This is a genomic window from Peribacillus muralis (assembly GCF_001439925.1).
In the GTDB taxonomy this organism is placed as follows: domain Bacteria; phylum Bacillota; class Bacilli; order Bacillales; family DSM-1321; genus Peribacillus; species Peribacillus muralis.
The window spans coordinates 185,854-209,920 of sequence record NZ_LMBV01000004.1 but is presented as its reverse complement, the minus strand read 5'-3'; the positions used below and the strand labels follow the sequence as shown (position 1 = coordinate 209,920).

Genomic DNA, 24,067 nt, shown 5'->3' with positions numbered 1-24,067 from the left:
GGAAAGGGAGCGCCTGCAGTGGGAATGGAACGGACAAAGCAAACATTCTCCAAAACTATGGGCAACTTGAGATGCTAACTTCGTTTTAACACAGAGTGGAATGAAACGGAAGGCGCGAGACTCCTGCTTAGAAATGCGCGTCTACGTGAGACCACGCAGGCTGAAAGCCGAGGAGGCTCAAGGNGGAAAGGGAGCGCCTGCAGTGGGAATGGAACGGACAAAGCAAACATTCTCCAAAACTATGGGCAACTTGTGATGCTAACTTCGTTTTAACACAGAGTGGAATGGAATGGGCAAATTATAAAAACCAAAAATAACTGTAAACAAACTCCATTCTTATCGAGAGTCCATCTACAGTCTGAGAGGGGCAACCGCCCTCTTTCCCCTTATTCTTCCACCTTCAATTTCTGCATTCCATACTCTTCTAAATGAAGGTGATATTTTTCTTCTAGCTCCATGAGACGTTTAAACGCCTCTTCTTGATTATAATCATGTTGCTCCGATTCCACGATAAACTCTTTTCTTGCCAAGTGATACGCCAGCTTGTCCTGAAAGACACCTTCTTCATATTCGTCTATGACTTGATGAAGCTGATCCTCCAATTCCCTGCTTATATCATATAGCTCATATTCGGGCATGAATCGCACCCCTTCGATGCCGAAATCTTTGGCATAGGAATTGATGTACTGTTCCATCTCCCCGAACTCTTTACTATTTTCCGTATCGGAAGCCACCCAATATCCGTACTGAACCATTTTGAATAACGTTTCATATTGTTTTTTTGTAAAATTAATTTTCATTGTCCAAAACTCCTTTATATCGATACTAAAAAGAATAAACCGCATTGGAACAAAAGTCCAATGCGGTTCACCCTCAATCCGTTATTTCCGTTACCGAAAAATAAGCTGCCTTTTCGGTATCCACGACATAATGACAATCGCCTTTAACTAAATTATAATAACGATGCTTTTGGATATTTGAAATCATTTGAGTCGAGTCATCACCTTCAACTTCATGCTCTATTTCTTTACCTCCTGGAAAATAAAAACCAACTTTCAATGTCATCTTCTCATCCTTCCCTTCATCTCGTTGAATCGCTCTTTTATTTCATATCCTTTTTAAGCTAGTTATAAACATAATTTAAATGCTTATTCACCTTTCCCATGATATTCTAGGTAAAAAACAAAAAAATTAAAGGGTGTTTTTCAAATGATAATAAGAAAAGCGATGGAGAACGATGTAAAAGGTATAGCTCATGTACATGTGAATAGTTGGCAATCGACTTATGCAGGAATCCTGCCACATCACTATTTAGCTTCATTGAATATTGAAACCAGGATGAAAAATTGGCAAAGGAATTTAAAAATGCTGCATAATGCCACGTTTGTAGCAGAAAATTCCAACGGCGAAATCATCGGTTTCGCATCTGGCGGCCCTGAACAAACGAATGACCCGCATATTCAAGGTGAAGTATATGCCATCTATTTCTTAAAAGCATACCAGCGACAGGGACTTGGCAAGAAAATGATAAAAGCAGTCGTTGATGAACTTATGAAAATGGGCCATAAGAATTTAATCATCTGGGCCTTAAAGGATAATCCTTCATGCGGTTTTTACGAGGCTCTAGGCGGTCAAGCCGTTGCTGAAAAATCGGTTAAAATGGCTAACATCGAGCTTCTCGAAGTAGGCTATGGGTGGAAGGATATCCAGGATATACTTAATCATTTGTGAACGATCCTTCCAGCCAGGACATATCAAGTCTCGATAAGGAACGCGCTTTTCTTCCGTCCTAAAAAATAGAGCCGGTGCAATGGCCTTGTCATCGTGACGTACAGCAGTTTGATGTCAAGATCATTTTCAGTGCCATACGTTTCCTCCAGCGATATAGCAAAGACAACATCGAATTCCAGCCCCTTGGCTTGATAGGAGGGAACAATGAAGGTTTTGTCCTTCGGTATGCTTCCCGCCTCATCTATTAGGTGGAAGCCTTGATTGACTTCACTTAGCTTATCGTTAGCCAGTTTACAATCCTTCATCGTTTTGGCAATCACCGCGAACGTTTTAAAGCCCTCCCCTTTAAGCGTGTCAATCCGTTCAATCAGCTCTTCTTCCCAACCATCCTTGTCAATGGAGATGAATTCAGGTTCCTTGCCATGACGGACAACAGGCTCAACTTCCGGGAAATCGTATGTTAACAACTGAAGAACTTGGTTAGCCTGATTCATGATTTCGACGGTCGTCCTGTAGCTTTTTTGTAATTCTGTATATGTCGCCCGCGGGAAAATGCGCCGGTGGACATCTTCCCACGTTTGCAAGCCCCGGTATGAATGGATACCTTGTGCCAGGTCACCTACCAATGTGAACATATCTGTATCCACTGCCGTCTTAAGTGCTTGTAGCTGCATGAAACTATAATCCTGTGCCTCATCAATGACGACATTTTTTGCTTTGTGTTCTTTGGCGACACCAAAAAGCCGCTCCTGAAGATATAATAATGCACCCAAGTCTTCGATTTCATAGCTTTTCATGGAAAATAATCTACGATTATAGGCACACAATGTATCGGCATCTTCCAAAGTCAGTTTACCGTTACTGTACGAGACCAGTCGCCCAGGGTCTCCAAACAATTCCTCGTAGTATTGGAAGATATTTTTAATTTGAAATTGCTTGAAATAGCTTTTTACAGAAGATCTGATCGCCTTTTGAACCTGCCGGAATCGCTCCTCCTTTTTATCGTGGCATTTCGTAACAAATTCCTTCCGTATGACTGGATCGATATTCTTATAGAGTGCCTTTTCAATTTTGGCCTCATAAAATTCAGTGACCCTCTCAAGGATGATTTTCTTTTTCAGCTTCACTTCATTTTGTAAAATGGCCTTCAGTTTATCCAATCTGGTGTATAGAGGCAAGTACCAGTAATCCTCCTCCAATAATTTGACGAACTTCTTAGCCGAATAGAGACGATACTTATCACAATAAAAATCAGCATCCGGATGAAATCCTTTGAATATATCCTTCACATATTCGTCCAAAATATTTTTAAACGCAGGAGAGCCTTTCATGCCTGAAATCCAGACAGCGGCCTTTGTTTCTTCATCATCCTTCTCCAGCAAGCGAATTAACTTATCGTCTGCTGCGAGCTTCACTTGTTTTCCTATCGCCACCTGAACATATTCGGCGAATGTGAATTGCTTTACTTTTTCAACCCCCAATTCAGGCAATGCTTCAGATATGTAATCGATGAACACCCTGTTTGGGGCCAGAATCATTAATTGCCGTGGGTCGAACATGTCTTTATAGTGATAAATGAAATAAGATATCCTATGCAAAGCAATTGTTGTTTTCCCACTGCCGGCGGCCCCCTGAACGATGATCGGTTTATTCAAATCCGCACGGATGATTTTATTTTGTTCTTCCTGAATCGTTGTAATGATATCGGTCAGCCGATTGCTTGAGCTTTTAGAAAGGGATTCCTGCAACAATTCATCCGTTGTCGTTAAATCGATGTCCCTTACCTCTTCCAGGACTCCTTGCTCGATCATTAGCTGTCTCTTTAACGTGATGTTTCCGCTAAATGTTTCCCCTTCGGCTTCGTATTCAATTTCGCCAATCCTTCCTTCGTAATAAAGATTGGCAATCGGTGATCGCCAATCGACGATGATCTGTTCCTGACTTTCCCTCTGGTAAAGGGAGGTTTTCCCGAAATAAAGCACCTCACCGCTGCCACCATCATTTCTTTCAAAATCGACTCTCGCAAAATAAGGCTTTTTGCTCGCTTTCCGTAAACTCTCAAGTTCAGTTTTGGACATTTCAAAAAAGTTCGCTGTCGTCAGCAACTGAGAATATAATCCGGATTCAGACCAGTCCGCATCACCAAAAGCTTCTTGCATATTTCGCTGAAATTGATCTTTGCTCGTTTCTGAGGTTTTAATGACGACATCTATATAGCGTTTAGTAAAATCCAGCCTTTGCCGCTCCTTCTCAAAATCGGGATGACTTCCCATATCCCACTCTCCCTTCACAATTAATCGAATAATTAAACCGATACCAAGATGAAATGGACATTTATACTATCAGAAAACCTAATGGTTGACAAATTTGGATGCATGATTCTACCATTTCTGATTTAGCTATATACAGTTGACCTCTGCAGGATCCAGATGCGTTACAATCAACACTTTTGAAAACAATCGGGATGGGACTGGCTAGGTATTTTAAGAATGGAGGATGGTCTTAAATTATTTCTCATTTTTCGTAACGTTACAAGCGCTTGTCTTACAGGTACTCTCAGAAGTTGAACCAATTGAGGGGGATGCTAGTAAGCTTCATTATATTAAACTAATGCAAAGGAGCGGAGAATATACCTCCACCCCTTTACACCATTATAATGTAAATATTATTTTATGGAACCTACTCCAGTATCAGCAGCTCCAGAATCGACATTTGTCAAGGTTGTATTCATGGCATCAAGTTCCTTCTGGCTAAGCGGCTGGTCATCTTTAGATTCTACTTTAACTTTATTCACTGCTTCACCATGTACCTTCACTTCATCATTGGCCTTCTGGATCTCTTTTTCGAGCTGTGCCACTAATTTATCTGCTTCTTCAGCTTTTTGCTGGGCATATTTAAGTAAACTTTCGTAATTAGCAATCTTTTCTTTCGTCGTATTTAACTCAGCAACTTTGTCATTATACTCATTAGTCTTCGTTTTAAGAGACGCCTTGGTCGCTTCCAAGTTCGTGTTGGAATCATTCAAGCTTGTTTGTAGACCTGTGATCTCGTTTTTTAGGGAAGCAATGTCCTTGGTTAGATTATCTTTTTCTGAGGTCATATTTTTAATATCTTGATTTAACTTGGAGATCTCGGCTTTCTTTCCGGTGATGATGGAATTCGCTTCGCTAATTTTTGCATTAGCACTATCCCGTAAAGTATTGATCTTGCTCACCAAGGTTTTCTCATTTCCTTCAAATTGAGTTAACTTGCTTCCTGCTTCTTTAACAAAATCAGTAGCCTGCTGCAGCGTACCTGTACCTGTAAATACGTCCTGCCCCAGCCAATGTAAAACCTCCCAATACTATACCTGCCGCAATCTTACTTGTAAATAAACCCATTTCAATTCCTCAAAATGATTAAAAATCGAGCAACGATTATTTCAATCCATATCTAATACTATTATTGCACTGCTCATGTTTCGCCAAATTAATTACTGGACGCGTTTAATGATGGAACATATAAAAACAGCCTTGAATATCGTCCAAGATCGCTTGAATATTTATATAAATCCCTTAATGTTCAACGCTTTCATTTACGTTATACAAACTTCGGCTTTACGCTACTCTATCATGTGACTCTATAAAGGATATTTACTGCTGAATTTTCAACAGTTGACGGTTATATCTAATTCCATGAAAACTCCAACCAATTAAAACGCCGCGGAAGACGTAATAAATCTATTAAAAGTTCACTGTCCCGCCCAATTTGAACATCCTACCCTCTTGCTCAGCCAATCATAAACGTTCCTCCCGCTACATAAGTCACAAACATTTATAATACGGATATCAAGGTATTTTTCAATAAATATTTGTACCTATATATTGGATTTTCTTAGTAAAGATTGTTGTTTTTAACATGAAACTGCCCACAGGCGTTTACTCCGAGGAGTCTCAACGCCCTCCTTCTTGAAAGCTGAGCATCTGGAAACCGATTTATTTGGTAAACAGCAACGCATTATACTTATAAAAAGACCGAACATAGCATGGGCGGGAATGTTGTATCATCACCTAAAATAGGTTTTTGATTCAATCGACAATTATTCTTTTTTTCCATTACCCGTTTGTTTTTGCTAATCTAACTTTAATTTTTCTTAGAAATAAGATACAATTTAACGAACGGCATAGTTTAAACATTTCAATTGACTTAAACTTGTGTTGAAAACGTTGAAACAAAAGTATTTTGGAGGAATGTAAATAAATGATTACTGTAAATAATGTTGGTTTACGCTATGGCGATCGTAAACTGTTTGAAGATGTTAATATAAAATTCACGCCTGGTAACTGCTACGGACTTATTGGTGCAAATGGTGCCGGTAAATCCACCTTCTTAAAAATCCTATCCGGTGAAATCGAAGCACAATCCGGTGATGTTCATATGGGGCCAGGCGAACGCCTTGCCGTTCTTAAGCAAGATCACTTCGCTTATGAAGAAGAGGAAGTACTTAAAGTTGTCATCATGGGTCACGAAAGATTATATCAAGTCATGCAAGAAAAAGATGCCATCTATATGAAGGAAAACTTCACGGACGAGGACGGTATGAAAGCGGCTGAGCTTGAAGGTGAATTTGCCGAATTAAACGGATGGGAAGCGGAACCTGAAGCATCCATCCTCTTAAAGGGCCTTGGCATAACAGAAGAATTGCATACAAAGAAAATGGCTGAATTGACCGGTGGCGACAAAGTGAAAATATTGCTTGCCCAAGCGCTTTTCGGTAAACCGGATGTTCTATTGCTGGATGAGCCAACCAACCACTTGGATTTAAAAGCGATCAAATGGCTGGAAGAGTTCTTGATCAACTTTGAAAATACCGTTATCGTCGTTTCCCATGACCGTTACTTCCTTAACAAAGTTTGTACACATATCGCGGATCTTGACTTTGGTAAAATTAAAGTCTATATCGGGAACTATGACTTCTGGTATGAATCCAGTCAGCTTGCCCTTAAACTGACTCAAGATGCCAATAAGAAAAAAGAAGAAAAAATTAAAGAGCTGCAAAATTTCATCGCTCGATTCAGCGCCAATGCATCCAAATCGAGCCAGGCAACTTCACGTAAGAAATTATTGGATAAAATCAGCTTGGATGATATTCAGCCTTCATCGCGCCGTTATCCTTATGTCGGCTTCACGCCTGAGCGTGAAATCGGAAACGACCTGCTTCGGGTTGATGGAATCTCGAAAACGATTGATGGCATCCAAATCTTGAATAACGTCAGCTTCACGATGAATAAAGGTGACAAGATTGCTTTTGTCGGCAAGGATGAGATTGCCAAAACGACCATGTTCAAAATTTTGGCTGGAGAAATTGAACCGGATGGCGGAACGTTTAAATGGGGCGTAACGACATCACAGGCATATTTCCCTAAAGATAATGCTGAATTCTTTGAAGGCGTCGATTTGACTCTTGTCGATTGGCTTCGTCAATATTCCCCAAATGATCAAAGCGAAAGCTTCCTACGCGGTTTCTTAGGAAGAATGCTATTCTCTGGTGATGAAGTGACGAAAAAGGCAAGCGTTCTTTCAGGGGGCGAGAAAGTCCGCTGTATGCTTTCCAAAATGATGTTAAGCGGCTCGAATGTCCTTATGCTTGATGAACCTACAAACCACTTGGACTTAGAGTCGATTACAGCGTTGAACAACGGCTTGATTGCCTTTAAAGGTTCGATGATTTTCTCTTCTCATGACCACCAGTTCATCCAAACTGTTGCGAATCGGATCATTGAGCTTACACCAAAAGGTACAGTCGATAAGCAAGTTAGTTATGATGAGTATCTTGAAAATAGTCAATTGCAAAAAGAAGTGGCTGAAATGTACAAATAAACTTCATTACAAGCGGCACATCCTTATTGGATGTGCTTTTTTTGTCACCCTCCTGTCTGCCTCCCCACTTATTGAAGGTATAAAAATCGATCTGCTTGAAATATAATGATAAACCAAGATGAGTCCTGTATAAATTCATTGACTTAAAGCTATATTGAGAAGAAAGGAGTGGATTGGATTGGATGGACATTCGCTAAACAATATATTTGAAGAAACTGGATATCTTTTCTTATACGATAAATTCAGTTATCAATTTTATGTTTCTGGATTGTTTGACTTAGTGGATCAAGAGCGGATCATATCAGATTTTTTAAGCGCTTATGGCTTTGACGAAAAGAATTCACTCTTTTTCGATGACTTTTCCTTTCACTTTAATTGCTTTCATTATTCCCATCAAAAGCAAAAAATGTTGAATTTCCTCAGAACGGATTATGACGAACATATTTGTTGAATAAAAAAGGTAAGAGCATCTTAATGCCCTTACCTTTTTCTTGTTTCAATTATATATTAAAATTCACGTCATTAATTTTCACAAGTTTTAAGAGAACACTCTGCTACAAAAGGTGAAACGAATGTTTATTATATGGGTAAAAACAATCCCAGTATTTTGCTCATTCCTAAAGGTGTCGCTCATGGTTACCGTGTACTGGGCGAAAAACCAGCTACCGTCCTATATTGTACGACTAAGTCGTATAACCCCTTGCGTCCAGATGAAAAAAGAATCCCTTGGGATGATAAAGACATTAATTTCGATTGGGATACAAAACATAAGTAAGAGCTCATTCAACACTCTTACCTAGCTCTTTAGCCTTGCTTGATGCTTTATACTTCAGCCTTCTCTTGTTTGAAGGCTTTTAATGGTATAATTCGCTTTCCCATCATTGCCAGTAGAGGCCTTCGTTGACTCCTGCCATTTAACCATTAAACTTGGTGGATAGCCAGCCACTTTGTTATCTTTGGCATACTCCGGAATCCTTTTAAAAAAAACATACACCATAGCGGTTGCTTAACCGAATTGTTCAAGCGCCTCGGCAATCTTCAGCTTCTGCCATGGCTTCGATTTTATCCTTATCCGCTTCCGCCTTTTTCTTCACTTCAGAAAAGGATCTGTCAGAGAATTTTTTAAAAAATATAATCCCTCCTTTTTTATGAACGGAATGACTGCAGTTGTTCGTTAATGGGCTTTGTTTGATCATACACTGTCTGATAAATTGAAAACAATGACTTATACTGCTTGGCCCGTTCTGCATCCGGCATAAAAGCCTGTCCTTCCTTAATGAAAACAGCGGCACACTCTTCCAGTGAGTCAAACATCCCGCTCCCAGCTGCGGCAATCATGGCCGCGCCCAGTGCTGGTCCCTGTTCATTTTGCAGCTTTACTACTTTCGCCTCGAGAATATTTGCCTGCATTTGCAGCCACACATCATTTTTTGCACCTCCGCCAATTGAAATGACGGTGTCGATATTTTTCCCTTCTTTGCGGAACAGGTCAATCGATTCATGCAATGAGAAAGTAATGCCTTCCATTACGGCGTGCGCGAAATGGGCTCTTGTATGTGCACTATCCATGCCAATGAAACTCGCACGGATGACTGAATCTGGATGTGGGGTGCGTTCACCGACTAAATATGGGGTGTATATAAGACCGCCCGAACCCGGTGGAATGCTGCCTACTTCTTTCAATAACTCATCAAACGATTCGTCCTTCGCGAAGGTTTCTTTAAACCATTGCAGACTGTGTCCGGCAGAAAGCGTAACACCCATTGTATAAAAGGCATCCTTTTTACAGTGGTTAAAAAAATGAACTTTCCCCTCCAAGTCTAGGGATGAATCGTCTTCATGTGCTAAAATTAATGAATATGTGTTACTTTTTGCGGTCATCGCTATATGAGCAATTAATTAATAAGACTAGATTAACGCCTTCATAATTTTCTGTATTTTATAAAGATTGAGTCTTTTTAACAGTAATGAAAGAAATTCCAAATGATGTACCTATTGCAATTGCGATTCCCATTAACGCATACGGAAAATAAGGTCCTACATATGCGACTAAACTTACAATACTTGAAAGGATATAACCATAGATTTTAACACCCATGGCAGCAAAAAAGGTCGAGGCTACTGCACTTCCAATGGAACAGGCTATAAAGGCTTTTCGATTTTTAATAAGCACTCCAAATATAGCAGGTTCTGTAATGCCTAGAAGAGCAGAAATAGTCGCTGAAAGAATAATAGACTTTTCTGTTTTGCTAGTGGCTTTAAAAAACATCGCAAACGTTGCACCTGCAATAGCCATGTTTGTCATAAACATCATCGGCATTAGCATATCGTATCCTTTATCCGCGAAGTTTTGAAGCACAATCGGTGTAAGAGCATGATGCATACCAAATACAACTTCTATTGGTCTCGCTCCACCCATTACAACTCCTGCTAAGACAGGAGATATATCAAATAATGTTTCTATAATATAAGCTAATCCCTTACCCACGTAGCTGCCTAATGGTCCGGATACGATTAGCGCAAAAGGTATAGCAATAAATAAAGTCAATGTAGGGGTAAATACAGTTCTTAAAATGTTAGGCATATACTTATCAATCCATCTGTGAATATAACTTAATGCCCACACCGATAAAATGACTGGAATGACAGCACCAGAGTAATTAATAACCGGTATTGGTAAACCTATAAAATGAAATTGACTTACCTCGCCTAGTTTAGCAGCGTCTATTAAGGATGGATACATAAATCCAGCAGCAATGGCAAGGGCAAGATATTGATTTGTTTTAAATATTTTCGCAGCTGAAGCAGCTAAAAAGAATGGTAAGAAATAAAAGACTCCACTGGAAATCAAGTCTAGAATTACAATTGTTTCATTTTCCTTCGATAAGATATTTAAAGCAATTAGACCTGCTAAAAGCCCTTTAAGCATACCTGCACCAGCAATTGCGGGAACAATTGGACCGAATACACCTGATACTACATCCAATAATCGTGCAAAGAGGCCTTTTTTCTTACTACTTTCTCTCTCATCTTCTTGCTCTCCATCAATCCCAAGCTCTTCTATTAACGCTGCATGATATTGTTGAACATTTGTCCCAACAATTATTTGATATTGATCGCTTTGTAATTGTTCTCCGATAACACCATTCAATTGTTTAACTTTTTCTTGTAGAATTAAGGAATTATCATATAAATCAAAGCGCAGCCTTGTCATGCAATGCCAAGCCTTCTTTATATTCTCTTTACCACCAACATATTCTATGATTTTCTTTACAATTTCTTTATCTTTCATATTCGTATCATTCCCTTACTAGAAATTATATCTTAATCTATTGCTTTCTATCTTTCACTTCGATTTGACAGGCTAATGATAGCATATAAAAAAAATTAATGAAAACGCTTAAATAAATCAAAAAATAGGTAAGAATCTTATTTTATCAACGTTTCTCACTTAAGATTTTTGAAAATTGGTATGGTAAATTACCTTATTGAACCTTCTTCCTTTACCAAATTGACGCTGGCTTTTCACTATGTTTTAATCTAGTTAATCATTTCACTGAGATTTGACGAATCATTGAAATAAAAGAAAAAGGAGATTTAACGTTGGAACCCACACTTATAACAGACATAAAATCATTTGTGATTAACCCGAATAGACATAATCTTATTGTGGTCAAAATAGAAACAAACAAAGATATTATTGGATATGGCTGTGCAACTTTTCAGCAACGGCCTTTAGCGGTTCAAACTATGATTGATGAATATTTAAGACCGATTCTAATAAATCGTGATGCGAATGATATTGAAGATCTATGGCACTTAATGATGGTCAATTCTTATTGGAGAAATGGTCCTGTTATTAATAATGCAGTCGCAGGGATTGACATGGCTTTATGGGATATTAAAGCTAAATTAGCTCAAATGCCTCTTTATCAACTATTCGGAGGAAAGTCAAAAAACGCAATTGCTGCGTATACACATGCGGATGGATTAACATTAGAAGAGCTTTTTAACAATGTTGATTCTTTAATCAAAAGAGGATATCGCCATATTCGCTGTCAATTAGGGCTGTATGGAGGCAAAAATCATCATATGCACGCAACAAAAGATTTACGTGAGGGAGAATATTATGATCCGGACACCTATATGAAAGATGTCGTGACCATGTTCAAGGCCTTACGTGAAAAATATGGATATTCTATTCATTTGCTTCATGATGTTCATGAAAGACTATTTCCTAACCAAGCCCTCCAATTGGCAAAGGACCTTGAGCCTTATAAGCTTTTCTTTTTAGAGGATATTTTACCTCCTGATCAAAATGAATGGCTACTTCAATTGAGATCACAATGTACTACACCTATAGCATCAGGAGAGTTATTCAATAATCCAACTGAGTGGAGAAATCTCATTGTGAATCGTCAAATTGATTATATTCGCTGTCATGTTTCACAAATCGGAGGAATTACGCCCGCCCTTAAACTAGCTGCACTATGTGAAAATTTTGGTGTTCAAATCGCTTGGCATGGACCATCGGATATGACTCCTATTGGAGTTGCCGTGAATACCCATTTGAATATACATCTTCATAATGCAGCCATACAAGAAATTCAAGAACCTGATGAAACTACGAAAAAAATGTTCCCTAACTCAGTAGAAGTTGTGGATGGATATATTTATCCTATTGAAAGTATTGGCATCGGTGTTGATTTTAATGAAGACATGGCCAAAGAGTATCCAGTCATTTATCGAAAACACGAATGGACTCAAGCGCGTATTCCCAATGGTACGATTCACACCCCATAAAGTATTAAGCTGCCGAAATACCCTTGAAGCATTATGCTTCAAGGGTATTTCGTTACAAATAAACAAATCCTTTTATGTTAAAATTATATGTAGTAAGAAAAAACAATCTTTCTTGAGGTAATCAATGATGAAAAAACGTGATTTTATTGCAGACGATATTTTGAGTAAAATATATCAAAATAAATACAGAGCTGGACAAAAAATACCTACGGAAAGGGACCTGGCAAATCAATATGATGTATCCCGATACACCATTCGAGAGGCATTAAAAAAGCTTTTGAATATTGGCTGTATCAGAATTATTCAAGGTTCAGGAATATTCGTCAATGATACAAAATATAAAAGTCCATTAATTTATAATTCATTAACAGAAAAGAAATTCAAAGATATTCAATCTGATATTATCTATTTTAAAAAAATCAAACCTGATCATACATTAGAAAAAATTTTTGATGTTAACGGAGAACATACAAAATTATGGGAATACAAACGGGTCCGAATTGCTGATTATCAAAAAATGCAAATCGAAACGTCAAGATTACCATGCTCTTTTTTCCCAGAATTAAATAAAGAAGAAGTTAAAAAATCAGTTCATGACTATGTACAGCAATGCGGCTATCAAATCTCTCACTTTATCACTACGTACAGTGCTATAAATGTAAGCAAAGAGGATGCTGAGCTTCTAAATTGTAAAAAAGGGGTTGCTGCAATGAAGATCATAAACAGGGGAATTCTTCAAAATGGCAAAGTGTTTGAATATAGTGAAATGATTAATTTGGATTATTCATGTTCCTACTTTACCCCTTTTAACTCGTATAGTCATCAATACAGAAAAAATTAAATTTCGTTATCTTAAAGCCCCCTAAATAGGGGGCTTTTTTGAAATGAGCCATAGCATGTCCAAGATGATAGCTAAAATTAGGCATACAGCTAGTAACATTATCTACCATTTGGGAAACGAGCACCGCCAGGAAATAAATATCATATTAGCTAGAGTTAAAGACCGAAATTTCAGTTATTTAAGACTTTATCGTGGTGCAGTTTTTCAAATTTTTTCCTCAATTTTTAAAAAACTCTACATTGTCGACATTAATCCACTTATTTGCATTTGCATCTGTCCAAAAGCCGAATTCAGCTTGTCCGTTTGTAACATTAATATCTGTTATGGTCATTTGCGTCCAAGTATTTGTTGTTGGTATAGGAGCGTTTTTTTCTGAGCCTCCAAAGTTTTTAACGAACATTTGGCTCGTTTTAAATCCACCGCTACTTTTAACCCATGCTTTCATTGTATACGTTCCATTAGTCAGCCCTGTTTTTATTTGGTGGGTACTAATCTGATAGGCAGCACTATTCCAATGAGTTAATCGGTAGCTACCTGTATATCCGCCAGCTTCCGTGTAATTCGCAGAATCATTAGCATTTGACCAAGTAGTCCAACCTGATGGATTCTGTGTGGCTGCATCTGTTTCAAATCCGGGATTATTTACAAAATTCCCACTTGATGAGCTTTTAGCTGCATCACTGAAGGCATCGATAGCCGTTGTATATTTTAAGACATTTGTAGATACCTCGGTGGTTGCACCTAAAGAATAACCATCTGAAAGAACACTCGAGTGAGCCTGAGGTTCCCAATAAAAAACGCCGATCCCTTTACCGTTAGGAACCGCTTTCACCACCTTGATTGTATCGTTGATCGTCCAATAAGAATCTTTCGGGTTTTTTTCGTCTCCACCCACTTCAACAACCATAACTTCCTTGCTATAACGTGAAGCCATGTCGTTCAAGTTGTAAGATAATTCATCGGTAATCTCCCAATATGGCTGTCCATCCCAATACGGATAGAATGATACACCAATAACATCCGTTTTGCCGCCATTACTGAAGAAGTTATCAAACCACCACTTGAATTGACTGTTGTTAGTCCCATGTGCTAAATGACTGACCACCTTGGATGCTGGGCTTACAGCCTTAACTGCGTCATAGCCTTTATTAAGAAATGCAGTCAATTTACTGAAGTTGTCAGTACTACCATCGGGAAGCATAATCCCTGAGTTCATCTCATTCCCAACTTGTACCCAATCAGGATAGATACCATTACTTTTTAGTTCACTCATAACATCGTACGTATGGTTATAGACCGCTGTTTGTAACTGGGTATTAGTGTAGTTTGTCCATGCGTTTGGCTTCGTTTGATGACCTGGATCTGCAAAAACATCACTATAGTGAAAGTCAACCATTATCCTCATTCCTAAAGCTTTTGCTCTTTTTGCTGCAGCAAGCACGCCTGCTTTGTCACTATATCCTAGCATCGTCCAGGTTGTCCCATCTTTTAACCAATAATAGTCACTTGGCGGATTAACAAAAACTCTTAACCTCACAGAATTAATTCCGTGATCTTTAAGAATCTGTAAAGCATCCTCTGGTTTTCCATTGTCATCCACCCAACTTACACCTTCATCTTCCATCTGTTTCATCCAGCCAATGTCAGCTCCATATGCAAAGGCAGTCGCTGCTTCTGCCTTATGAGAAACATCAAAACTAGCAAAACCAGTTAATGCTAGAGATAAGCCCATCACGATTACCAGAAAACGTTTTACCTGTTTTTTTAACATAATAATATTCCTCCTATGATAATTTATTGACTCGCCCGTAATCCCTGCACTGCTCGTTAAACACATGATGATTGAACAAATTTTACTTGTCTTTCGTTTTGCCGTTGACCTTTTTCTAAAATTGCCTTTCTAGCGATATAGCTGCTGCATTGAAAACGGCTTAACTTTCAATTAGTAGAACGAAGTGAATTTTTTATCGGTGTCCTGTCTACATATTGTCCACCACTGCCATTGATGAACTGAATGAAAGACAAGCATAACCTGCTCATCCAACCTTCCATTTCTTAGCACCATCGCTAATTTCTACGATATAAAATGATGCCTCATATCCTATTTTATCAAGATATCTAGTTGAAACGGCTTGAATGAAGCTGTCCGTTTTTTCACTTTCCACTATCGCTATGGCACAACCACCGAAACCGGCACCTGTCATCCTTGCACCAAGGGCTCCTTCTTCCCATGCAGATTCTGATAACACATCCAATTCAACACCCGTTACTTCAAAATCCTCACGCAAAGACCTGTGCGAGGCGTTCATCAGTTCTCCAAAGGTTTTCAAATCATTTTCCTTTAATGCTTTTGCCGCTAAAACTGTCCGTTCATTTTCACTGATCCCATGACGAGCTCTTTTACGTAACGTTTCACTTGAAAGATGTCCTTCCAGTTTTTCGAATTCCTTCAATGTCATTTCTCCGAGCGAGTTCACTTTTTTGTATTGCTGCAGTTCCAAAAGGGCCGTTTCACATTCAGAACGACGCTCATTATATTTGGAATCAGCAAGCTCCCGACGCTTGTTCGTATTCATGATCACTATTTTGTATCCATCTAAAACAACTGGAATCATTTCATACCCAAGCGTTTCACAGTCCAATAAAATCGCCATATCTTCTTTTCCTTTTTGCACGGCAAACTGATCCATAATGCCTGAATTAACACCAATAAATTCGTTTTCAACTTTTTTCCCCGTTAAAACTAAATCAAGATCAGAAACATCTAATTCGAATATTTCTCGTAAAATTACGCCTGTCAGCATTTCAATTGAAGCCGAAGAACTTAATCCAGCACCTGTCGGAATGTTTCCATTAAATAAAATATCCAATCCACTGTCGATTTTATGACCAGCTTCTTGGAGATAGCGGATCATGCCCTTCGGATAATTGGTCCAGCTATCTTCTTTTCTGTAAGTTAGATCATATAGATCAAAACAAACCATGCCGATTTCCGGAAAATTTTCCGAGTAGAATCGAATTTGGCTATCCTCTCTTTTTGCACTTACTGCATACGTTCCGATTGTTATGGCACATGGAAAAACATGTCCACCATTATAATCCGTATGCTCCCCGATCAGGTTAATCCGTCCCGGTGCAAAAAATAATTCCCCATCCTGTCCATTAAAAACGGTTTTGAATTTTGTTTTCAATAATGTTGTATCCATGTTTCCTCCACCTTTTTTATTTCCTGCCGTTTTCATTAAAAACACACCCCAAATATCAGATTTTTCGTCTAAGATTTAAGGTGCCTTCTGTTTTTACGATTATTAATTTTTAATTCTTAAGTCGTTTAGTTTACGATTAACCAGGCACCGCCTTGATTGTATTTGTAGAGTGCAATCTCAGATGTCCATCTTATCGCTTAGGTTTTTATTTAACCTGTTCGAGCACATATTCGATTGCTTTTTGTGAATTTCTAGTAAGATTGATATATTCTGCACCTTTTGTGGCAGCGAGTTTAATGTTTAAACGGTCTGTGTCTTCCTTGATGTCATCATAATATGAGCCTACCTGCGGAGCCAAAATCACCATATCAAAGTCTTTCAACATCTCGTAATGAGAACCGTAAGCACCTGCCGATGCAGTGATCGGCACATTATATTGTTTAGCGCCTTCCGTTAGTGCGTTAGCTAACATGGCACTTGTTCCCGCTCCGGCACATAGTACTAAGACGTTGATGCTTTTCTCCAGTGTTGGTGCGGATTCTTCCAATGAAGCGTTGCTGTTCATGATTGCGAAGGTATCTGTACCTGTTGCACTGGCCATTGCTGGCTGCGCTGCCTCGGAAACACCAACAGCCGCTTCCAATTCAGCATTTTTTGCTTCTTTTGCCACTAATTCGTTGTCATAAGCTTTACAGAACGGAAGATAAATAAGGAAATCGACGACAATCAATAAGACTGCAAGAACCAAAGCCCAAAGTCCCATGCCTGTACCAAGTATCAAGCCGATTGGTGCAGGTGTTGCCCATGGGAGAACATAAATAAAGCTGTTCATTCCGATAACGTCTACAAAAAACTTAAACAAGCAGACATTAATCATTGGCGTTATTAAAAATGGAATGAAGAAATAAGGATTTAAAATCATCGGTGCAGCAAATAGAAGCGGTTCATTAACGGCAAAACACACTGGCACTACGGACGCTTTTCCGACTGCTTTCAGTTGTTTGGATCTAGCAAGAAGAAGGAAAATAAAAGGAACAACAAGGGTTGCACCTGTCCCGCCCATTGTACCGACAAAGTTTCCAAGTCCGACCGTAAGTACATTCGATGCTTGTTCACCGGCATCATGAAGCTGTAAATTCGTGGCCACATTTGCATAAATAATAGCGGCAATGGCGGGCTCTACTATAGAAGGTCCATGTACGCCGGCAAACCAGAATAGGGCCATCATTCCCCAGATTATGCAAATTCCTAAATACCCATCAGCAGCTGTGAATAACGGCGATAGTAGCGTAGCGAGTGCTTCTGCAAAAGGCACGCCCAGTGTATTTCTAACAATTAAATCCATGATAACCATTGCCAGAACAGAAAAGGCGAATGGAAAGACATCTTTAAACGTTTGCGAAATGGTTCCTGGTACCTCTTTCGGCATTTTAATCGTGATATTTTTTAATACACAGAATTTATATACATTTACCGTAATAAAAGCGGATACAAAAGCGGCCAATAGACCTTTTGTACCGAGATATTCTGTTGAAAAACCGCCATCGATTTGCGTTACACTCAATACGATAAAACCAACGATGGCAGCGAGCATTGTGGAAGTAGAGTTAATATATTTGTTTTTTGGCATTCTGCGATTTACCGATTCACTCAGAGATCTTGCTGTTGTTGCAGAAACAAGCAGACCAACGACTCCCATTGAATAGTTATAAACTTTCCAAAGCCACGTGGATACATTTTCAGGCAATTTATAGCCGAATACTTCCGGTACAGCAGCAATTAGAATAAATATACTTGCAAACAAAATGACCGGCATGGCGGCTAAGAAGCCGTCGCGAATTGAGCCTAAATAAATGTTTCTTGAAATTTTCTCAAAAAACGGCTTCCCTTTTTCGATCTGCTTAATAATACCGTTCATTACTTCCCCTCCAAATTAACCATTTTTACGATAAAGTTCAATGAAATCTTGGATGAGTTCCCGAAGAAGCAATGTTGTCATTAAGTGATCTTGCCCGTGTATAAAAATAAACCCCATTTCCATATCTTTTCCTGCGGCTTCTTCCGATAAAATCTTCGTCTGTGCATTGTGTGCGAGATGTAAGTTTTCATCGGCACTTTTTAGTCCTTCTTCCACGTTTTCAAAGTTTCCGGAACGCACTTCTTTTAGTAATTTTAATAATGAGCTTCTAGCATCCCCAGCATAAGCCACAATTTCAAAACCGACCATTTGTAATTCTTCTTTATTCATTCAAAACCCCTCCTATATTTCTTTCGCATTTGTTTTTTCATCATTCGTGATAATTAAACGATCGTTTTCGTTTCACTTACGAGCTTGTACCAGTAGGCGGATTCTTTCGGATATCGTTTTTGGGTTTCAAAATCGACGTAGAAAAGACCATAACGTTTGTTATAACCGTTTGTCCAAGAAAATAAATCCATTAAGGACCATAAAAAATACCCTTTTACATTGACTCCATCAGTGATAGCTTTACTAATGGCTTCTAAATAAACTTTTAAATATTCGATTCTTGGTTTGTCCATAATGACTCCGTCTTCAAACTCATCTTTATAACCCATGCCATTTTCAGTAATGTATATTTTGTTATAATCTGGATAATCTTGTTTAATACGCATGAGAATGTCATACATTCCTTCAGGGTAGATAAGCCAGTCCCAATCCGTTCTTTTCAGTCCTTCTTTGTATACCCTCTCACCAATACCTTTTACTTTATAAACCGAGGTTCCTTTGTCGCCGGTTCCATTATGATGAATCATCGTTTCTCCGTCGTATGCTTTAACGAAATGGCATTGATAATGATTGATTCCGAGATAATCATTTCGTGTTGAGGCTTTTTTCATGATTTCAAAATCACTGTCTAAAAACTCGTATTTCGCACCATTTGCCTGACAGATTTCATCCAGTGCAAGCATGGTCTCCTCAGAATAATAACCGAGATAAGTCGCATCAAGGAGAAACCTGACTGATAACGCGTCATCCAGAAAGCAGGCATGACGGTCTTCTTCCGAGTCACTGGCAGGGTATTTTGTTTCCAACGAGTGTACGACTCCAATTTCACCAGGATAGTTATTTTCCTTGAATAAGTTAACCGTCATTGCGTGCGCCACCATCATATTATGTAAGCATTGAATAATCATCGAGAAGTCGCTTTTGATAGATGGAGGAAAAACACCGAGTAAATACTGGTTTGTCGCAACGGGATAAATTTCATTAAACGTACTCCAGTTTCTAACTTCGGTAAATTCATTAAAACAAAACTCTGCATAGTCAACAAAAGCTTCTAGTGTTTTACGATTTAAAAAATCACCTTTATCGAATAATTCTTTTGGTGTATCGAAATGATGGAGCGTAACAAAAGGAACGACGTTATGCTTTTGACATTCTGCAAAAACATTATGATAGAAATCGACGCCTTCCTGGTTGACTTCACCTGAGCCATTTGGAAAAATCCTTGTCCACGCAATGGAAAGGCGAATGGCACTAATTCCAAATTTTTTACATAGCTTTATATCTTCCGGATATTGATGATAAAAATCACTTGCAGGATCAGGACTGAATCTTCCCTGCTTTTCTAGAAATTCATCCCAAGCAACAGGTCCTTTTCCGCCTTCTTTTGTTGCACCTTCTGCTTGATACGCGGCTGTCGCACCGCCTAAAATAAAATCACTTGGTAATTTCAGCATTATTCGAATCCTCCTAAAGAAAGTTTATACAATCAAGTTAATAAATGTTTGTTTTTGTTAACTTTTGTTTATCGTAAGCGTATACAAAATGATTGTCAATAGATTTTTCCAAAAATCATAACGACATTTTTTTAGATTTCTTCATGTTTTATACTATTACAACATTGTTCTAAAGCACTTTCTCAAAAAATGTTTGTTTTTGTTTTTTTGTTGACCTAGGTTTCCCTTCTATGATAAATTGTGTTTAAAGTTGAGGTGATTAGATGTGTTAAAGAAAGAGCGGTTATTAAAGATCATCGATATCGTTAACTCCAAGGGAATTATTACGGTGAATGACATTATGGATGAATTGGATGTTTCCGATATGACAGTTAGAAGAGATCTAGAGGAACTTGACAAAGCCGGAAAAATCGTTCGCATTCATGGCGGTGCGCAGAGTATTTCCCACTCAATAGATCGAGAATTATCACATCATGAAAAGCTTGGTGTTCAAGTAGAAGCAAAAGGAAAAATTGCAGAGCTGGCTGCATCGTATGTAGAAGATGGCGATTCTGTTTTTCTTGGACCAGGTACTACAATTGAACTTTTAGCCAAATATCTTTTGAACAAACGAATCAGGATTATTACGAATAACTATCCTGTATTTAATATTTTAACGCATTGCGAGGCTGCAGATATTATCCTGATTGGCGGCGACTATAGAAAAAACACTGGTGCATTCGTTGGGCCTATTGCCAATAATACTTTGCAAAAATTCAATTTCACGAAGGCATTCATTAGTGCAAATGGTATTCACAATGATGAAATCTCTACTTATAGTGTTGAAGAAGGAGAAGCCCATCAAATTGCGCTGAATAATTCTCGAACCAAATTTCTGCTAGTAGACAATAAAAAATTCAATCGAGAAGATTTTTACGTTTTTTATGATCTACATGATATGGATTACCTGATTACAGATGATAAAGTTGTGAAGGATGTTCTAACGCATTACGAGCAATATGTAGATGTCAAAATAGCCAAAAAAATTGAATGAAAAAGGTGGAGTAGTTCATTGAAAGGAATTATTTTTGATTTTAACGGCACCATGTTTCTAGATTCACATTTACACGAACAAGCATGGTTTTACATGGTAAAGAAATATTCACCAAAGGCAATATCGGATAAAGATATTTTGATTAACATTCACGGAAGAACGAACAAGGAAATCCTAACTCATTTTATCTCAAAAGAGTTGACGGGTGAGGAAATCGAAAAGATGTCTTTTGAAAAAGAGGCCTATTACAGAGAATTATGCCTTAAGAACAAGGATGAACTAAAGCTGACTAACGGACTTGTGGACATGTTAAATCAGCTGAAAGCAACAGGAACGCCGATTACCATTGCGACCGCTACAGTAAAGGAAAACGTTGATTTTTACTTTGATATTTTTCATTTAGAACAGTGGTTTGATTTTGACAAAGTAACCTTTGATGACGGGAGCTTCCCTGGCAAGCCGGAGCCGGATATATTTATTATTGCAGCGAATAAATTAGGTCTTATACCAAACGAATGCTTAGTGATTGAAGATGCCTTTTCGGGACTTACAGCTGCGAAAAAAGCAGGTATCGGCAAGATTATCGCCATTGATCCATTAGGGAAAAACCGCTCATTATTCGAAGAAAAACAACTAGGAAGCGATGGAATCATTACTGATTTCACAACCTTTTTTGAAGTGATTGCAAGTTAATCGATTTGAGAAAATTGTTCGTTAGTGAATGTCTTTTTAGCATGTGGAGAACTGGGGAGATTTCTTGAATGCTCGGGTACTCACATTAAAGTGAGCTGTCATGAATTATTCCGCGAAACAAATCAAAAAAAACGAAAAACCTCGCTGGATTTCAACGAGGTTTTTCGTTTTTTTTAGACTGGTAGAATAGAGAATAGCTTCCCCTTTAAACTGATTGAAATCCAAATCAATTCAAAAAGGTTTCGGAATGAAACATTCCGAAACCTTTTTAAACTACCTTGCTTTAGATCTATCTGTTACTCCTCCTTGNNNNGCCATATTCATGTTCACTTCAGCATTCTCTTGTTTGATGGCGGCTAATGGGATATTTCGCTTCCCCGAGCGGAATCGGCCTGCTCTACTGCATAGCGGTCGGCATCCGCCTTTTTCTTCACTTCGGAATCATATTGCTTTTCACGGGGAAGGATTTCTTTTTCCTCCAGCTCAATTTGCTTTTGCCGTCTTGATGAAGTATTTTCCTTATGCTCCCTGATTTAAAATCTCTTCTATTCTCATATGGCTTCTTTTAATTCCGCTCCAAATCTTAATAGGTCTAATTTAAGCACTTTTCCCCTTAGCTTGTCTACTTTCCCCCATTTTTTCAATTTCCTCCAAAGTATGACCTCTAGTTTCAGGAACGCATGTCCGGATAAATAAAACACCTAGTAAACAAATAGCACCAAAGATTGCAAAAACGGCTTCTTGAGACATTGAAGCGGTCATGATTGGAAATAGCAATCCAACCAAGAAAGAACCAATCCAGTTAAATGATGAAGCCACTCCTGACGCCCGCCCCCGAATTACCAGTGGGAAAATTTCTCCAACTATGACCCAAGTTAAAGGAGCCCACGTGAATGAATAAAGCGCTACATAGATACTTAAAAAAACGACCATCATCATCGGATTTGCATTAGGAATTAATAAATTCAATATTGCCGGCAAAATAAAGGAAAGTCCCATAATAGTTCCGCCGATTGTTAATAAAGTACGGCGATTAAATTTATCAGCAATCATTAGGAATATTAATGAACCTAGTACGAGAATAACCCCTTGAATAATTGGCCACAACAATACTGAGCTGGCTTCATGCCCTGTTGCTTTTTCCACAATCATAGGAATGTAATAAAAAATTGCGTTTGCTCCCTGGAACTGTTGAAACGCAGCAACACCCACACCAGCCATTACTAAATAACGGTATTTATTACTTAAAAGGGTACCCCATGATGCTTTTTGATTTACCTTTGCTTCCTCTTTAACAGTTTCTTGTATTTGTGTTATTTCAGAATCAATTTGTTCTTTGTTAGAGCGAATATAGCCCAACACCCTACGAGCTTCATCTATTTTTTTGTTCTTAATTAAAAAACGTGGTGATTCGGGTAACCTGGACACTCCAATAAATAAGATTAAAGCAGGTACAGCAGCCAAACTAAGCATCAACCGCCATGCCATTGTTCCTGGTAAGTCTTTCAACAAATAAGCGACAATGTATGAAAGCAACAGTCCAGAGACAATCATTGTTTGATTAATTCCTGACAGACGTCCACGTAAACGTGCAGGTGCCATTTCCGACATATAGGCTGGGACCAACGCAGAAGCAGCTCCAACAGCCAACCCTAATAAAATTCGAGCAACAATCATAAAAAGGATCCCATTATGAGGGGATATTCCTGCCAAAATGGATCCAACAGCAAAAATGATAGAAGATATTAAAATCATTTTGCGCCGTCCTAAACGATCAGAAAGTTGTCCTGCCATGGCACCTCCAAAAATAGCTCCAAACATCAACGAAGAGGTAATCCAGCCAATAACACCTGGGTTGTTTTGAAGGTTCCAATCATGTTGCAGAAAAGGCAAAGCACCCGTCATAACGCCGATATCATAACCGAAGAGAATGCCTCCAAAAGCCCCAAAAAAATAAATGAATCCACTTGAGATTTTCTTTTCATTAGCCATTTAAGTTCCCCCTAAAGGTTTTAAAATTATATTTAATCCCTCTACTAAAATATTGATTTGTTTTTGAGAAATAATAATAGCGTTTTCAAACTACACATACATGCCACTTTCCATCGTGAAAATTATTTATTAGGATGAATTCCTTGTCTTGATTGTCTATTAAAACGCTTACATCTTTTCCTAAAAAACCACGAAAACGCTTACGAA

At 38.5% G+C, this 24,067-nt stretch carries 18 protein-coding genes and 3 pseudogenes; 9 read left to right on the top strand and 12 right to left on the bottom strand.

From position 1 onward, the window contains the following. Nucleotides 1–386: 386 nt before the first annotated feature. Both ASU00_RS07540 and ASU00_RS07535 read right to left on the bottom strand, forming a co-directional pair. Nucleotides 387–800 carry a hypothetical protein gene (locus tag ASU00_RS07540; protein WP_057912839.1) on the bottom strand — a complete coding sequence of 138 codons (414 nt, stop codon included), beginning with the start codon at nt 798–800 and terminating at the stop codon, nt 387–389. A 73-nt stretch (nt 801–873) separates the two neighbouring features. Beyond that, on the bottom strand, nt 874–1,065 hold the full coding sequence (locus tag ASU00_RS07535) for a hypothetical protein (RefSeq protein ID WP_057912838.1): 192 nt from the start codon (nt 1,063–1,065) through the stop codon (nt 874–876). A gap of 144 nt (nt 1,066–1,209) precedes the next feature. On the opposite strand from ASU00_RS07535, the gene ASU00_RS07530 reads away from it, so the two are divergent. Further along, entirely contained in the window at nt 1,210–1,731 is a 522-nt protein-coding gene (locus ASU00_RS07530) for a GNAT family N-acetyltransferase (protein ID WP_057912837.1), read from the top strand. Nucleotides 1,732–1,754: 23 nt separating this feature from the next. Here ASU00_RS07530 and ASU00_RS07525 read toward each other — a convergent pair whose 3' ends face one another. Together ASU00_RS07525 and ASU00_RS07520 are read right to left on the bottom strand one after the other, a co-directional pair. Next, nucleotides 1,755–4,004, bottom strand: coding sequence for a HelD family protein (locus tag ASU00_RS07525; RefSeq protein ID WP_057912836.1), 2,250 nt, complete (start codon nt 4,002–4,004; stop codon nt 1,755–1,757). Nucleotides 4,005–4,396: 392 nt separating this feature from the next. Further along, the gene (locus tag ASU00_RS07520) at nt 4,397–4,945 is read right to left on the bottom strand and encodes a hypothetical protein (RefSeq protein ID WP_057912835.1); all 549 of its coding nucleotides are present in this window, start codon (nt 4,943–4,945) and stop codon (nt 4,397–4,399) included. A 1,025-nt stretch (nt 4,946–5,970) separates the two neighbouring features. On the opposite strand from ASU00_RS07520, the gene ASU00_RS07515 reads away from it, so the two are divergent. The 3 genes and pseudogenes from ASU00_RS07515 to ASU00_RS07505 all read left to right on the top strand — a co-directional run. Continuing rightward, entirely contained in the window at nt 5,971–7,590 is a 1,620-nt protein-coding gene (locus tag ASU00_RS07515) for an ABC-F family ATP-binding cassette domain-containing protein (RefSeq protein ID WP_057912834.1), read from the top strand. A 178-nt stretch (nt 7,591–7,768) separates the two neighbouring features. Then, nucleotides 7,769–8,041: a hypothetical protein gene (locus ASU00_RS07510; RefSeq protein ID WP_057912833.1), complete on the top strand. Its 273-nt coding sequence runs from the start codon at nt 7,769–7,771 to the stop codon at nt 8,039–8,041. A gap of 87 nt (nt 8,042–8,128) precedes the next feature. Then, nucleotides 8,129–8,365: pseudogene (locus tag ASU00_RS07505) on the top strand (dTDP-4-dehydrorhamnose 3,5-epimerase family protein); the annotation flags it as partial. A 371-nt stretch (nt 8,366–8,736) separates the two neighbouring features. On the opposite strand, the pseudogene ASU00_RS07500 reads toward ASU00_RS07505, so the two are convergent. Together ASU00_RS07500 and ASU00_RS07495 are read right to left on the bottom strand one after the other, a co-directional pair. After that, nucleotides 8,737–9,453, bottom strand: a pseudogene (locus ASU00_RS07500) (FGGY-family carbohydrate kinase); the annotation flags it as partial. Nucleotides 9,454–9,529: 76 nt separating this feature from the next. Continuing rightward, on the bottom strand, nt 9,530–10,882 hold the full coding sequence (locus ASU00_RS07495) for a PTS transporter subunit EIIC (RefSeq protein WP_057912831.1): 1,353 nt from the start codon (nt 10,880–10,882) through the stop codon (nt 9,530–9,532). 311 nt (nt 10,883–11,193) lie between these two features. Here ASU00_RS07495 and ASU00_RS07490 point away from each other — a divergent pair, with 311 nt between their 5' ends. Both ASU00_RS07490 and ASU00_RS07485 read left to right on the top strand, forming a co-directional pair. Then, entirely contained in the window at nt 11,194–12,393 is a 1,200-nt protein-coding gene (locus ASU00_RS07490) for an enolase C-terminal domain-like protein (protein ID WP_057912830.1), read from the top strand. Between the two features lie 127 nt (nt 12,394–12,520). Then, nucleotides 12,521–13,234: a GntR family transcriptional regulator gene (locus ASU00_RS07485; RefSeq protein WP_057913003.1), complete on the top strand. Its 714-nt coding sequence runs from the start codon at nt 12,521–12,523 to the stop codon at nt 13,232–13,234. A gap of 670 nt (nt 13,235–13,904) precedes the next feature. On the opposite strand, the pseudogene ASU00_RS07480 reads toward ASU00_RS07485, so the two are convergent. The 5 genes and pseudogenes from ASU00_RS07480 to lacG all read right to left on the bottom strand — a co-directional run. Next, nucleotides 13,905–15,005, bottom strand: a pseudogene (locus tag ASU00_RS07480) (glycoside hydrolase family 53 protein); the annotation flags it as partial. 265 nt (nt 15,006–15,270) lie between these two features. After that, the gene (locus tag ASU00_RS07475) at nt 15,271–16,440 is read right to left on the bottom strand and encodes a galactokinase (RefSeq protein ID WP_057913002.1); all 1,170 of its coding nucleotides are present in this window, start codon (nt 16,438–16,440) and stop codon (nt 15,271–15,273) included. Between the two features lie 205 nt (nt 16,441–16,645). Then, the gene (locus ASU00_RS07470; RefSeq protein WP_057912829.1) at nt 16,646–18,358 is read right to left on the bottom strand and encodes a PTS lactose transporter subunit IIBC; all 1,713 of its coding nucleotides are present in this window, start codon (nt 18,356–18,358) and stop codon (nt 16,646–16,648) included. Between the two features lie 15 nt (nt 18,359–18,373). Continuing rightward, entirely contained in the window at nt 18,374–18,688 is a 315-nt protein-coding gene (locus ASU00_RS07465) for a PTS lactose/cellobiose transporter subunit IIA (protein ID WP_057912828.1), read from the bottom strand. Between the two features lie 53 nt (nt 18,689–18,741). Further along, nucleotides 18,742–20,142: a 6-phospho-beta-galactosidase gene (lacG, locus tag ASU00_RS07460; protein WP_057912827.1), complete on the bottom strand. Its 1,401-nt coding sequence runs from the start codon at nt 20,140–20,142 to the stop codon at nt 18,742–18,744. Between the two features lie 265 nt (nt 20,143–20,407). Here lacG and ASU00_RS07455 point away from each other — a divergent pair, with 265 nt between their 5' ends. From ASU00_RS07455 to ASU00_RS26065, 3 genes are all read left to right on the top strand, one after another. Beyond that, a complete protein-coding gene (locus ASU00_RS07455; protein WP_057912826.1) occupies nt 20,408–21,175 on the top strand; it encodes a DeoR/GlpR family DNA-binding transcription regulator in 768 nt (255 codons plus the stop codon). 18 nt (nt 21,176–21,193) lie between these two features. After that, the gene (locus ASU00_RS07450; RefSeq protein WP_057912825.1) at nt 21,194–21,868 is read left to right on the top strand and encodes an HAD family hydrolase; all 675 of its coding nucleotides are present in this window, start codon (nt 21,194–21,196) and stop codon (nt 21,866–21,868) included. Between the two features lie 313 nt (nt 21,869–22,181). After that, nucleotides 22,182–22,400: hypothetical protein (locus ASU00_RS26065; protein WP_236712633.1), on the top strand; the 219-nt coding region annotated here is incomplete at its 5' end. Nucleotides 22,401–22,465: 65 nt separating this feature from the next. Here ASU00_RS26065 and ASU00_RS07440 read toward each other — a convergent pair. Beyond that, a complete protein-coding gene (locus ASU00_RS07440) occupies nt 22,466–23,860 on the bottom strand; it encodes a sugar porter family MFS transporter (protein ID WP_057912823.1) in 1,395 nt (464 codons plus the stop codon). Between the last annotated feature and the right edge of the window lie 207 nt (nt 23,861–24,067).